The organism is Planococcus halocryophilus (assembly GCF_022489025.1).
GTDB classification, from domain to species: domain Bacteria; phylum Bacillota; class Bacilli; order Bacillales_A; family Planococcaceae; genus Planococcus; species Planococcus halocryophilus_A.
The window spans coordinates 1-13,273 of record NZ_JAKVTG010000013.1; the positions used below are offsets into that span (position 1 = coordinate 1).

Here is a 13,273-nt window from a genome sequence, read left to right on the forward strand (position 1 = left end):
AGGAATGGCTTCTTATATTTATTAAGACCGGGTCATTCGACGACCTCGTCCATCGTAGGCTATTTGATTTTTAGAGCGTTTTTCTTTTTCTTCAATTTCACGGAAGCGGTTTTCAATCGCTGCTGAAACCAATCCAAGAGCTGTACCGAAAACAGCTCCTGCAGCCACTTCTACAGGTTGGTGACCAAGTAATTCTTTTAAATCTTTTTCGCGTTCGACAAATTCAAAACTTGGAAACTCTCCAGAGAATTTCACAAAACTGTCTTCTAGTTCATTTACCAGTCGTGCGATTTCTCCTGTATGACGACGTATCCCTTGTGCGTCGTACATAACGATGACACCGAACACAATCGCAAGGGCTGTTTCTGTATGACGCGCACCTTTATTCGCAGCCACATACGCCGCAAGCGCTGATACACCCGCTGAGTGAGAGCTTGGCATGCCACCTGTTGTAAAGGCTTGTCGCCAATCCCAATTACCCGTTACGGTTTTGTGTGTCACGATTTTCAATGCTTGTGCCACGCCAATAGCCCCTAATGAGGTGATCATCCCTCTGTTCATCTTTCTCATCTGCTCATCCCCCAGTTATCAGTTTGACAACTTGCTGCTGCCATTCAATATACTTCTTTACCCATTCTTACAAAAGAATATGTTTATTCGAATAAAAAAAGGGATTTTTTCACCCATTACCTTATGGCTTCCATCTTTTCGGCCAACCATTCAAAAAGAACTTTCACTTTTTGTTGCGGAATTTTATTGTATTGATCGCCTATACTGACTTCAAACGAACAGCCTTGCTTTTCTTTACGCAAATAGCCGGTAACGCCTAAATTCATTATTTCTTGAGCTTGTGCTAATATCGGCGCGATCCTTTCAGGTATTTCAGTAAAATGCACATGGAACATATTGGTAACAGGCACTTCAGGTATAGTGGAAATTCCCTTGCATGAATTAAAATACAAAGCCAATTCTTTCGCTTGCACGTAATAATCTCCCATGCGATTTTTGCGTTGCGCAAAATACGCATCCGCACTCAAAATATACGGATACAAGGAAATCAAATCACCACCATGACGTTTTTTCCAAATTTTTGATTGAGCTATAAAATCTGAATCACCTGCTAAAATGGCCCCTGCAATACCGCCGATTCCTTTGTACATCGACAAATACACCGAATCGAATAAAACACAAACTTCTTTAATGGTTTTCTCATAGTACGGAAGACATTCTAAAATTCGCGCACCGTCCAAATGAAGCTTGATCTCTTTTTCTCGGCAATAACTTGAAATGGCTTCAAGCGTTTCAAAACTGGGCAGCTGCCCTCCAATTTCACGCTGGGGCAATTCTAGCAACACGCACGCAACATCTTCGCTCATCGAAGTGACATCTTCTAATTCAATTACGCGATCTTCAGTTGCTAATAAAATCGATTGAATGCCATGTAATTCTTTTAAGCCATCTTCTTCGTGGATTTCCAAATGACTTAAAGGATGATAGGCAACTTTTTTCAGGTCTTTTTCATCACACCAAATTCGTAAAGCAATTTGTTGAGCCATCGTGCCACTCGGGAAAAACACGGCCGCTTCTTTCCCTAAAAAATCGGCCATTTGCTTTTGAAAATCTTCGATCACAGAACCTTGTCCATATTTATCACTGTTGATTTTTCCATCAATCGACTCGAAAGCATTTTTCAAAACCGCTATATTTCTTGGGCCATGCCCTGCCAATTGTTGAGTTGTTTGTTCGTAACTCTTCAATAATTCATTTTGCCTCATTGTATTGGTTCCTCCAATAGTCAGACTATTTTCCAACTAACTATAACATGAACTTGAACCGTACAAGTTTTTATAAATAGGCTCTATACGCAAAAAATCCTGCCCAAAGTCACTTATAGACGATGGACAGGCTTGATTTTAATTAGTTTAAGCTTTGAGAAGATACTTCAACCGGATGCGTTGCTTCATAAAGCAAGCCTTCCAATTCAGCACGGTATTCTTCAGTTTGTTCTTCACTCCATACGAGCGTTTTGCTCATATAAGCGATGACATTTTCTTTATGTGCATGTACCCAATGAATATCGAAGAACAACGCACCTGTACGACGGATAAAGAAATCGATTGGTTTGTACGCTGATTCGTATTCCATTGAATAACGCAACATCGCGTAAACAATCGGATCGAGTCCAGCTTCCGCTGCAGCATCTAACCCTTGTGTATAGTAATGTAGGACTTTATCGACGTTTGAACCATAACGACTTACAAGCATATCCATCGCGTCAGGCGTCAGCCCCATGCTAGCCGCTTGTTGAACACGGTCAGCTCTGAACGTTTTCAGACCTTTTGATCCGCCCACATCGCCACCGGAAACCGGCAAGCGTTTTGTTGAGATTTTCGGATACTTAGTTCCCCGTTCTTTTTGTAATTGCTCTGCCACAAGATCGACAATGCTTTCACCCATCTTACGGTAACCAGTCAATTTACCACCCGCAATCGAAATTAAACCAGAATCTGAAATAAAGATTTCATCTTTTCGTGAAATTTCAGATGGATCTTTTCCTTCTTCGTGAATCAGTGGACGCAACCCAGCCCAGCTTGACTCGACATCTTCTTTTGTAATTCCCACTTCAGGGAACATAAAGTCTACAGCTTCCAAGACATAAGTGCGATCTTCTTCTGTCATCGTTGGGTGAGCGATATCTTGTTCGTACACTGTATCTGTTGTACCGACATAAACTTTTCCTTGGCGCGGAATTGCAAACGCCATGCGGCCGTCCGGCATATCAAAATAAATGGCTTGTTTTAATGGGAAACGACGGCCATCAAACACTAAGTGAATGCCTTTCGTCAATTGCAAAGTTTTACCGAATTTCGAATGGTCTTTGTCGCGCAATGTATCAACCCATGGGCCAGCCGCATTGACAATTTTTTTCGCAAACACTTCATGAACGTTGCCATCAATCTGATCTACGACACGTACGCCAACTGCTTTGCCATTGTCGTAAATAAAGCTTTTCACTTTTGCATAGTTCATCGCCATTGCGCCTTTTTCGATTGCTTTCTTCATCACTTCCATCGTTAAACGCGCATCATCTGTTTTGTATTCTACGTAATAGCCCCCGCCTTTAAGTTCTTTTTTCTTCAATAAAGGCTCGCGACGCAATGTTTCTTCTTTACTTAACATTTTGCGGCGTTCTGATTTTTTAACACCTGCTAAAAAGTCATAAACACGAAGACCAACGTTTGTGCTGAGCGGTCCGAATGTTCCACCTTTATAAAACGGTAGTAACATCCATTCAGGAGTCGTTACGTGCGGTCCGTTTTCATATACAATTTCGCGCTCTTTGCCAACTTCTGCTACCATTTTCACTTCAAATTGTTTTAAGTAACGCAAGCCACCGTGAACCAATTTTGTTGAGCGGCTACTTGTTCCTGCTGCAAAATCTTGCATTTCGACTACTGCAATATCCATACCGCGCACAGCCGCATCTAGTGCAATTCCTGCACCTGTAATTCCGCCACCAATGACTAAAACATCTAATTGCGATTGTTTCATTTGGTTATATCGTTCATTTCTGTTCAAACTTGAAAATTTCATAAGTTCATCTACTCCTTCTTTTTTGTTTGAGATATAGATCTTCATTTACCTGCTTTGATCCACCCAAAAACTACATTTGCAAAAAATGGTTTATACGGAATAGGTTCAAGCAGTTTGAAAAATGGCTCTTTCTAACTTGTATACCCATTTTTCCAAATAAAAAGAGAGATCCAGGCACAGTTACAGAATTTTTTCTGTAAAACTGGCTTGGTCTCTCGAAGTCTCCGGCCGTATATCTCTCGTTATTAACTTTTATGTTATTTCTCGGGTTTGAACAATCGTGTTGCTGCTACCGCTTGTTTCCAGCCTTCATAAAGTTTTTCGCCATCTTCTGTCGACATATCACGTGTAAAGGTTTTGTCGACTTTCCATTGCTTAGCGATTTCTTCTTTGTCTTTCCAGAATCCAACTGCCAGTCCAGCTAAGTAAGCTGCACCAAGTGCTGTTGTTTCCTGAACAACTGGACGTTCTACCGGTACATCTAGAATATCACTTTGGAACTGCATTAACAAATCATTTGCAACTGCTCCACCATCAACACGCAAGGTTTTTAGTTCGATTCCTGCATCTTCAATCATAACATCTACAACGTCTTTTGTCTGATATGCGAGTGATTCGAGTGTTGCACGGATAAAGTGAGCTTTCGTTGTACCGCGTGTTAAACCGAACACCGCACCACGTGCATCTGTATCCCAGTAAGGCGTTCCAAGTCCAACAAATGCGGGAACCATATATACGCCGTCTGTTGACTCAACTTCCATCGCATAGTTTTCACTCTCGGGAGCATTTTTGATGATTTTCAAACCATCACGCAACCATTGAATGGCTGAACCAGCTACGAAAATACTACCTTCAAGCGCGTATTCTACTTTGCCATCAACGCCCCAAGCTAAAGTCGTCAACAAGCCATGTTCAGATTTAACACCTTCTTCACCCGTGTTCATCAACATGAAGCAACCAGTTCCGTAAGTATTTTTCGCCATCCCTTTTTCAAAGCAAGCTTGACCGAATAAGGCAGCTTGTTGATCACCCGCAATACCGGCAATCGGTACTTCGTGACCAAAGAAATGATAATCTACTGTGTTTGCATAAACTTCAGATGATTGATGCACTTCTGGTAACATGCTCTTCGGTACAGTAAGAATATCTAATAATTCCTGATCCCATTCTAAATCAAAAATATTATACATCAATGTACGTGATGCATTACTGTAATCTGTTACGTGTGCTTTACCACCTGACAATTTATAAACCAACCATGTATCCATTGTTCCAAACATCAAGTCGCCATTGTCCGCTTTTTCACGTGCACCTTCAACATTATCAAGAATCCATTTCACTTTCGTTCCAGAGAAGTAAGCATCGATTAAAAGACCGGTTTTATTACGGAATAATTCGTTCAAACCTTGCTCTTTTAATTCATTACAAATTCCGTCAGTTTGACGCGATTGCCAAACGATTGCTTTGTAAATCGGCTTGCCTGTATGACGATCCCAAACCACTGTTGTTTCACGTTGGTTTGTGATACCAATACCTGCTATTTGAGTTGGACTAATATCCGATTTGCGCAATACTTCAGCCATACACGCTAGAACAGATGTCCAGATTTCATTTGCGTCATGCTCTACCCAGCCTGGCTTCGGAAAGAATTGCTGGAATTCCTGCTGGCCAGTTTCAACGATTTCACCATTGTGATTAAACAATACCGCACGTGAACTTGTCGTACCTTGGTCGATAGATAAAATATAATCTTTACTCAAAATGATCTCCTCCTAATGAATTATGAAATATTTTCTTCAATTGTATCAGCTGCTGTATGTTCTTTTTTCAATTCTACACTTGCCGCTCCAAATAATACCAGTAATAAGACGACGGTCATGATCCAAAATGGTAAATCATATGCTCCTGTGAACAACGCTTTATAAAATAACGCGCCGTATATACCACCGAAAATAGGACCGACAACCGGCACCCATGCATACGACCAATCTGAACTACCTTTTCCTGGTATCGGCAACAATGCGTGTGCAATACGCGGACCTAAGTCACGCGCCGGGTTAATCGCGTATCCGGTAGTGCCACCAAGTGACATCCCGATTGCGACGATCAACAAACCTACGATTAACGGATTCAAGCCTTCAGTAAAATCATTCGCGCCAATGAACAATAAGCCCATCACTAATACGGCAGTTCCGATAATTTCGCTTACTAAGTTGGAGAAAGGACTACGGATCGCTGGACCCGTTGCAAATACGGCAAGTTTCGCACCCTTGTCTTCTGTACGTCTCCAATGCGGTAAGTAGTTTAAGAAAACAATAACTCCACCAAGAATAGCTCCGAGAATCTGTGCAGCGATATACATTGGAACTTTAGCCCAAGGAAAATCTCCTACAGACGCAAGACCTAAAGTTACTGCTGGATTAATATGTGCTCCTGAAAAACTCCCGACTGCGTAGACAGCCATGGTAACAGCTAGACCCCATGCAAGCGTTATCAAAACCCAACCGCCATTTTCTGCTTTAGAGTCTTTTAATACCGCCCCTGCCACTACACCTCCACCAAAAATAATTAAAATCATCGTACCAATTACTTCTGCTAAAAACTCCGTCATCGTTTTGCACCCCTTTGTTTTTTTCGTTTAAGAACCATCTCGAAAAATATAAAAAGACCCACACTGAACCAGCCACTCTTTTGTTAAAAGCGCTCTTTTCAGTGCAGGTCTCCATTTCTCCAACACAGTTCTTAACTTGTAAGTCTAAGTTATCAGTTAATGAAAACGCTGTCAACATATATTTTCACAATTCCCAAAGTTCTGGTTGTGATGTTGAAATCGCTTTAGCTCCTCCGTCGTAAGCAAGTTGAATATCTTCTTTCGTCCGAATCAATCCACCGGCAATAACCGGTATACCCGTCTTATCGAAAACTTCTTTAATAACGGACGGAATAATCCCTGGCAATATTTCAATATAATCAGGCTTTACTTGATTAATCAACTTAATATTATGTTCTAGCGCCTGACTATCGAGTAAAAACAATCGCTGAATTGTCATCAAATTATTTTTCTTCGCTAATGAAATAACATTGCTTCTTGTCGAAACAATTCCATCTGGTTTGACTTCTCTCAATAAATACTCAAATCCATAAGCATCCGCTTTTAACCCTTGGATTAAATCGACATGAAGAATCACTTTTTTTTCAGCCTTTTTCGCTGCTTGCACCAATTGTTTTAATTGTGATAACCGCGTTTCCAAAAAGATAATATATTCATGATCGCTACTAAGTAAACGTTCAAATTCTTTCATATTGCGTAAAACAGGTAAAACGCCAGTTAACTCATGCACCGAATTCCCTCCTCTCGTTACTCCACATTATCTGCCCAAACAGCTTACCATTCTATAATTTGATACTCTCTTGCCTCTTCTGCTACATACGGATCCATTTTGAATAAGGTGTCGCAGTTTTCATGTGATTCCGCTTTATAAATGACCATTCCACCAGAACCATGCTGAAATCCGACTTTTATCGCTGTCTTTCATTGGCAATAGCACCACAAATTACTTTATGGCCCCATACCCCTTTCATCTATTATAGTGAGCTCGTTTGAAAATGTCTGTTATTGACGTGAAATTCGTTTAAAGTATCTTTACGGATTCCAGTTTCTGGACATACTGTCCGGTTCAGCTCAAATACTGTCCGAATTTGTGAAATACTGTCCAAACGGCACCATTTACTGTCCAAATCACAACAAATACTGTCCGCATCCCATTTCCTCAGCGGAAAGCGCGACCTTGCGCTTTCCTGGTCTTCGGTAAGTATGGTTTTGAACTTTGAGCAGGAAGAAACTGGGCATACTGTCCGAATTCTATTGAATACTGTCCGTTTCAGCACAAATACTGTCCGTTTCGGATGAAATACTGTCCATTTCTCATCATTTACTGTCGAAACAGTATAAACTAGAGTTAAACAAACATTTTCTTAAAGGAGTGAACTACCCATGCGGATGACAAAAAAAGGACCTATTTACCAATTAACTTTCTTACCAAAATTACTTCCAATCAATTGCTATATTATCGATGAAGAAACTGAATTGACCTTAGTAGATGCCGCACTGAGCCTTAATGCGAAACAGATTTTATTATCGATTCGTGTTATGCAAAAACCATTAACTCAAATCATTATCACCCACGCCCATATGGACCATCTCGGTGCACTTGATGCCATTAAACACGAATGGCCAGATGCCGTGGTCAGTATGTCCTCACGCGACGCTCGTTTGCTCAAAGGGGATATTCACACTCTTCCTGGCGAACCCGACTCGCCCATTAAAGGCGGTGTCCCAACAAATATCAACACACAACCTGATCGCTTGCTCGAAGAAGGCGCGCGGATTGGTTCGCTTGAAGTGGTGAATACACCTGGACATACACCTGGCTCGATTTCGTTGCTTGATACTCGCAATCGTTTTCTCATTGTGGGAGATGCCCTTCAAACACAAGGTGGCATTGCCGTTTCTGGCACATTCAAAGCGCTATTCCCTTTTCCAGCATTCGCTACATGGAACAAAAAAACAGCACTGGAAAGCGCCAAAAAAATCAAAAACTTACATCCCCAATTATTAGCGGTTGGCCATGGGAAAATGATTGCTAATCCACTGAAAGCTATCGAATTGGCAATTTTGGATAGCGAAAAAAAGAATTGGCAATAACAGCTTAAGCAAAATTAATCTCCTATATCACTAGGAAAAGAATGTTCTATTTTTCCAAAACAAAGTTTGCTACGATTAGAATTGGGAATTATAAACCAAATTCAATTAGTGTTTGTACTAGATTAGGAGCTATCGCAAAATGCCCGAAAAAATTCCACAAAAATTATAATCAATTATAAAACCACAACGGAAAACAGCTTTTCTAACCGCTGTTGTGATGGAATTTTTATGTTATCTATTTGTGTTCACCAACTTACTTCCTAATCACGACAGCCTGTTTAATACACATAGCCCTCAACTAAAAGCTGATTCAGGACGCTTTTTCTTGTCGCCTTTTAGTGGAATCAGTTCTTATTTCGACTTACAGTGGATTAATGGTATGCTTGCAATTTTTTATTTGGCTTTAATAGCTGTTATGCTCACCGAATTGTTTCAATTGAAAAAAACATTTTCCATCTTGGCTGTTAGTTGCTTGATAGTCACATTTCCAACGATCGCTTCCACTTTTTCTTATATGTTTACTGCGGATGGTTATCTATTTGGGTTTTACTGACAGTTCTATCTGTACTTATCACCCAAAAATACAAATACGGCTTTATCCAGGCTTCTATCCTATTCTACATAAGTGCCGGGATTTACCAAGCCAATTTACCACTTCTTTCTACACTGATCTTAGTTTTCTTTATAACTGAAATCATAGGCAGAAAAATCACCGGCCTTCAATTAACAAGTTATCTTTTACGTTTCTTTGCCTTAGCTAGTATTGGGATGTCTTTGTACATCATTAATTTTAAACTTTATACGACTTTATTCGTAGGCAACATTACGAGCTATCAAGGGCTTGACTTGGTTGGACAAAGCGATGCTTCTATTTTTGAGCATTTTAAACAAATCCATGAAGCCTTTTCTCTATTTTTCTTCCGAGGATTTATTACAGACTTCCCAGTAAATTTATTTGAATGGTTGAATGTTGCGATCTTTTTATTAATCGGCTTTGGCTTCATTTTATTGCTAATTCAAAATAGCAGATTTATATCAAAACTACATGCTTTTTCCGCTGCAGTAATGGTGTTATTTATGCACTCTCTTCTTATATATTGTACTTTATGTCAGCAGACTTGACTTACCAAATGTTGATGGTATTCGCTCTTGTTAGTTTTTATATATTGCCTGTTTTTTTATGAACACCTTTCCGTTCCAACTGTTTTTATAAAGAGCTTTTCATGGCTAAGCGTTCTAATTATTTCGTAACTATTTTCAATTTTTGCGCTTATCTCAAATATCGCATATTTAAATATAGAACTAAAATATGAAAAATCAACTGCTTTTGTTAACCGGTTAATCAGCCGAATCCAGCAAACTGAAAACGTCACACCTAGCTCTAAACTGGCTATTATCGGACGATACAGATTGGACTCAACTTTGAGTACAAGTAACATTTCAGAAAGCATTCCGAAAATGACTGGTCCTTTCGGGGATAGTATTGTTTTATATCCTTACTATTACAATCAGATGATGCAAAATCATTTTGGTGTTACTTATAAATTCGTTTCTGAGCAAGAATATTTAGAAATTGCAGCTTTTGAGTCATTCGCAGAAATGGACGCATGGCCATCCCAAAATGCAATTCGTATCATTGATGATATCGTTGTTGTAAAGCTACAAAACTAGAAATACACCAAACATGGAACAAAATTCCGTTGTTTGGTGTTTTTCTTTTTCTGATACCATTTTCCTATATACTTTAATAATTTTCAGCTATACTTAAAGGAATAAACTAAGGAGGAGTGACAATGGATACGGAGAGAAAACTGAAACAATGGCAACAGGCTGAACTAATAGATCAAGGTACAGCCGAACGTATTTTGGCGTTTGAAAAGCATCAGCCGGCTCCTAAAAAGCTACCTTTGCTTTTAATGATCGGTTTGATTTTCTTTGCGCTTGCCGTGTTTAGCTTTATCGCAGCCAATTGGCAGTCGATACCGGATATAGCAAAAGTATTGCTTATGCTGTCATTAATGTGGCTGTTTTACACCATTGCTTATTTTTCCGAAAAGAAAGCTTTTGGCTATCCACTCTTATTCAGGGTTATCGGTCTTGCAATGTTTGGTGCAACTTTGCTGACAGTTGCTCAGACTTTCCACTTTCCACTTGCGAACTCCGTTTTGCCATGGGCGATGTTTTTAGCAGCGCTTGCTCATTATTTTTACTGGCGGCATCTCATCTATTCACTCATCGGATTTTTCTTTGGTGGATCTGTTTTAATGTCGTTCTTGCCTAATATCGGTTGGGTCGAATGGGGTATTTTTATCGCCGTTACATTTGGCTGGTTTTATTTCAGCAAAAATTTTGCATCTACTGCATTTAGTTGGATACTATTATTCGCTTCTGGCTTTATGCTATGGGGACTCGTAGATTACGATAGTGTTCTTTGGCCAATCTGGACTTTGTTCGCGCTTGTATCACTTCTTTTTATTGCTCCCGAAAATAAACAGCAAATGATTCGGCCGCTTTATTTAATGACTGCAGGGATACTGCTTGTTGTTTATTTAGCAATTCGCGGCCAAACATTTATCAGTATAATCGATGAAAGCCACTGGCTAGAAGCCATCGCTTTAGCCATAGTGGCAGTTGGCGTGCTCCTTATCAGTTATTTCAAATTCCGCTCTCTCATGTGGATAGCAATTCCTGGTGTCATCGGATTGCTACTCTTTGACGAAACGGCCATTGGGCTTGCAGTGGTAGCTGAGCTAAGCGGGCTTGCATATTTAATTATTGCGCAGCAGCAAAATGAAAAGCTGGGATTAGGCTTTGTTTATTTTATCATTGTCCAATTTGTAATTTACATTATTTACGCTTGGGAACGTCTCGATATGTCTCTCTTCTTCCTTATCGGCGCTATACTACTGTTTCTGCTATCAGGAGCAGCTTGGTGGATTAATCGTAGGAAAGAAGGTGTGAAGCCATGAAAGCCTGGCTCTTACCGATTATTCAAACCGTATTTATTGTGGTACTACTCGTAAGCTATTATGCGGCCACTTGGTTCGGCGAACAATATATATTAAGAGCAGAACCTCTCGATCCGTTTGACCCTTTTTACGGGGAGTATGTCATGTTACAATATCCAGACTTGCAGTCTCCTTCTATCACCGATGACAGTTCCATTTACTTTACGTTAAAAACTGGGGAAGATGGCTATGCTATTCTTGACCGCGTTGAAACTAATCCATTCTTTGGGGCTATTGAGGGCTATGTGTATGATAGTCGCGTCACAGCACCTCAATTAGAACAGTTTTACGTAGAACAAGGCCAAGGACCTCAACTCGAAGAAATACGCGACCTGCAAGTAACGATAGACGTTTCAAGCTGGGGCATCATCCGTCCTATCTCGCTCGAAGAACGAATTGAATAATCCACAAAAAAAGTTCAATCAGAAGACTGATTGAACTTTTTTCTATATTATTTCAGCAATAAATACAGGAGATCTAATTATTTTTCAAGTTGAGATTGAGTATAATACTGAGCATAATTGAAATCCTTATCCACTTGAACGTTGTTAAGGACTATACCAAGCAGCCGCGTTTTTGTTGCTGTAGTAATAGCATCTTTTGCTTTAAGCGCATGTGCCCTTTCTGTCTTCCCCGAATTCACCACTAAAATAGTACCTTCGCATTTATTTGCTAAAATAACACTGTCTGTAACCGAAAGAACTGGAGGACTATCAAAAATCAACATATCGTACGTATCCAAAGCATTTTCAAAAAGGAGGTCCATATTAGAAGAACTCAGTAACTCTGCCGGATTTGGAGGAATTGGTCCAGAAGGCAGCAAATCTAAATTTTCAATTCCACTAGCTTGAATCGCCATCTTTAAAGACACTCGACGAACCAATACATTAGATAATCCCTTTGAATTGCTAATTTTAAACGTTTGATGCATTGTCGGCTTTCTCATATCTGCATCAATCAATAAAACACGTTTGCCTTCTTGCGCAAAAACAATCGCCAAATTCGATGAGGTGGTTGATTTACCTTCCGAATGAGATGCCGAAGTCACGACTAATGAACGGATTTTTCCACCCGGAACAGTAAAATGAATATTCGTCCGCAAGGTTCGAAACTGTTCTGAAACACGTGATCTTGAATTGGTAAATGCGATTAACTTTCTATTCTTTACTTCAGGCTTGTTTTTTTTCTTTACCATTCTTGTTCCTCCCTGCGTTTAAAAGCAATCGGTTCGTTAACCGGAATGTCTTCTTCATCATTCATTGGCGAGATTGCTCCTAGAACAGGTAGTCCCAAAAGATCTGTTACATCTTCTTCTACTCTGATTGTCGTGTCTAAATAACGTAATATCATAGCAATGGTTGCGCCAATTACAAGACCGACAATTGCACTTAGTAAAATATTAAGTGGAGGGTTTGGCGACACAGGTATCTGATTCTCCAAGACAACAGCCGGTGATAAAATGGAAACATTATCGATATTCATCAATTCCATAATTTCCGTTTCGAAAACTTCAGCGATTTTGTTCGCAATTCCGACAGCAACGGCAGGATCTGGATCAGTTACGAATATATTGAGTAGCTGTGAATTCTCTGCAAATTCAACATTTACTTTCCCCTTAATTTCTTGATAAGACATATCCAACTCCAATTGACTAACTACTTGATCCAATATAATAGGACTTTTTATAATCTCACTATATGTACCGACTAATTGCAAATCGATATCGATGCTTTGGGAGTCGATAATCATTTCGCTTTGCTTTTGACTAATAAGTAATTGAGTGGATGTTTGATAAATCGGGGTGATTAAGTAGTACGATATCAAGGCTGTGCTCATCATAATTGCAATGGTAATAGCCAGTATTAAGCGCATCTTATTTTTTAATATGCCATAAATTTCACGTAAACTGATGGTTTCTATCATTTCGCCAAACCTCCTTTCAATCAAATTTTCTCAAAAGCTAACA

12 protein-coding genes and 1 pseudogene are annotated in these 13,273 nt (G+C 39.7%); 5 read left to right on the forward strand and 8 right to left on the reverse strand.

Annotation, left to right across the window (positions count from 1 at the left end; all coding sequences use genetic code 11):
• Positions 1-21 precede the first annotated feature (21 nt).
• The 6 genes from MLE13_RS13445 to MLE13_RS13470 all read right to left on the reverse strand — a co-directional run bounded on the left by MLE13_RS13445 (position 22) and on the right by MLE13_RS13470 (position 6,935).
• Positions 22-570: a divergent PAP2 family protein gene (locus tag MLE13_RS13445; RefSeq protein WP_240750193.1), complete on the reverse strand. Its 549-nt coding sequence runs from the start codon at positions 568-570 to the stop codon at positions 22-24.
• A gap of 116 nt (positions 571-686) precedes the next feature.
• Entirely contained in the window at positions 687-1,775 is a 1,089-nt protein-coding gene (locus MLE13_RS13450; RefSeq protein ID WP_240750194.1) for a threonine aldolase family protein, read from the reverse strand.
• A 142-nt stretch (positions 1,776-1,917) separates the two neighbouring features.
• Positions 1,918-3,594, reverse strand: a complete 1,677-nt coding sequence (locus MLE13_RS13455) for a glycerol-3-phosphate dehydrogenase/oxidase (RefSeq protein ID WP_240750195.1) — start codon at positions 3,592-3,594, stop codon at positions 1,918-1,920.
• Positions 3,595-3,851: 257 nt separating this feature from the next.
• Positions 3,852-5,354, reverse strand: a complete 1,503-nt coding sequence (gene glpK, locus MLE13_RS13460) for a glycerol kinase GlpK (protein WP_240750196.1) — start codon at positions 5,352-5,354, stop codon at positions 3,852-3,854.
• Positions 5,355-5,374: 20 nt separating this feature from the next.
• A complete protein-coding gene (locus MLE13_RS13465; RefSeq protein ID WP_240750197.1) occupies positions 5,375-6,205 on the reverse strand; it encodes an MIP/aquaporin family protein in 831 nt (276 codons plus the stop codon).
• Positions 6,206-6,389: 184 nt separating this feature from the next.
• Complete coding sequence (locus tag MLE13_RS13470) at positions 6,390-6,935, reverse strand: glycerol-3-phosphate responsive antiterminator (RefSeq protein WP_346429172.1); 546 nt, start codon at positions 6,933-6,935, stop codon at positions 6,390-6,392.
• A 653-nt stretch (positions 6,936-7,588) separates the two neighbouring features.
• Between MLE13_RS13470 and MLE13_RS13475 the strand changes: the two genes are divergently transcribed.
• The 5 genes and pseudogenes from MLE13_RS13475 (at position 7,589) to MLE13_RS13500 (ending at position 11,711) form a co-directional block, all read left to right on the forward strand.
• A complete protein-coding gene (locus MLE13_RS13475; protein ID WP_240750198.1) occupies positions 7,589-8,299 on the forward strand; it encodes an MBL fold metallo-hydrolase in 711 nt (236 codons plus the stop codon).
• Positions 8,300-8,516: 217 nt separating this feature from the next.
• A pseudogene (locus MLE13_RS13485) lies at positions 8,517-9,421 on the forward strand (glucosyltransferase domain-containing protein).
• 288 nt (positions 9,422-9,709) lie between these two features.
• Complete coding sequence (locus MLE13_RS13490) at positions 9,710-9,970, forward strand: hypothetical protein (RefSeq protein ID WP_240750200.1); 261 nt, start codon at positions 9,710-9,712, stop codon at positions 9,968-9,970.
• Positions 9,971-10,092: 122 nt separating this feature from the next.
• On the forward strand, positions 10,093-11,268 hold the full coding sequence (locus MLE13_RS13495; protein WP_240750201.1) for a DUF2157 domain-containing protein: 1,176 nt from the start codon (positions 10,093-10,095) through the stop codon (positions 11,266-11,268).
• Positions 11,265-11,711, forward strand: coding sequence for a GDYXXLXY domain-containing protein (locus MLE13_RS13500; protein ID WP_240750202.1), 447 nt, complete (start codon positions 11,265-11,267; stop codon positions 11,709-11,711). Before MLE13_RS13495 ends, MLE13_RS13500 begins: the two co-directional genes overlap by 4 nt.
• Before the next feature lie 77 nt (positions 11,712-11,788).
• Here the strand turns inward: MLE13_RS13500 and MLE13_RS13505 are convergent, their stop codons facing one another.
• Together MLE13_RS13505 and MLE13_RS13510 are read right to left on the reverse strand one after the other, a co-directional pair.
• Positions 11,789-12,502: a CpsD/CapB family tyrosine-protein kinase gene (locus MLE13_RS13505; RefSeq protein WP_240750203.1), complete on the reverse strand. Its 714-nt coding sequence runs from the start codon at positions 12,500-12,502 to the stop codon at positions 11,789-11,791.
• Positions 12,496-13,230, reverse strand: a complete 735-nt coding sequence (locus tag MLE13_RS13510) for a YveK family protein (protein ID WP_240750204.1) — start codon at positions 13,228-13,230, stop codon at positions 12,496-12,498. Before MLE13_RS13510 ends, MLE13_RS13505 begins: the two co-directional genes overlap by 7 nt.
• Between the last annotated feature and the right edge of the window lie 43 nt (positions 13,231-13,273).

Coding starts and splice junctions, on each gene's coding strand:
- MLE13_RS13500 (WP_240750202.1), top strand. CDS start 11,265: ATGAAAGCCTGGCTCTTACCGATTATTCAAACCGTATTTATTGTGGTA.
- MLE13_RS13495 (WP_240750201.1), top strand. CDS start 10,093: ATGGATACGGAGAGAAAACTGAAACAATGGCAACAGGCTGAACTAATA.
- MLE13_RS13475 (WP_240750198.1), top strand. CDS start 7,589: ATGCGGATGACAAAAAAAGGACCTATTTACCAATTAACTTTCTTACCA.
- MLE13_RS13455 (WP_240750195.1), bottom strand. CDS start 3,594: ATGAAATTTTCAAGTTTGAACAGAAATGAACGATATAACCAAATGAAA.
- MLE13_RS13450 (WP_240750194.1), bottom strand. CDS start 1,775: ATGAGGCAAAATGAATTATTGAAGAGTTACGAACAAACAACTCAACAA.
- MLE13_RS13510 (WP_240750204.1), bottom strand. CDS start 13,230: ATGATAGAAACCATCAGTTTACGTGAAATTTATGGCATATTAAAAAAT.
- MLE13_RS13445 (WP_240750193.1), bottom strand. CDS start 570: ATGAGAAAGATGAACAGAGGGATGATCACCTCATTAGGGGCTATTGGC.
- MLE13_RS13505 (WP_240750203.1), bottom strand. CDS start 12,502: ATGGTAAAGAAAAAAAACAAGCCTGAAGTAAAGAATAGAAAGTTAATC.
- MLE13_RS13465 (WP_240750197.1), bottom strand. CDS start 6,205: ATGACGGAGTTTTTAGCAGAAGTAATTGGTACGATGATTTTAATTATT.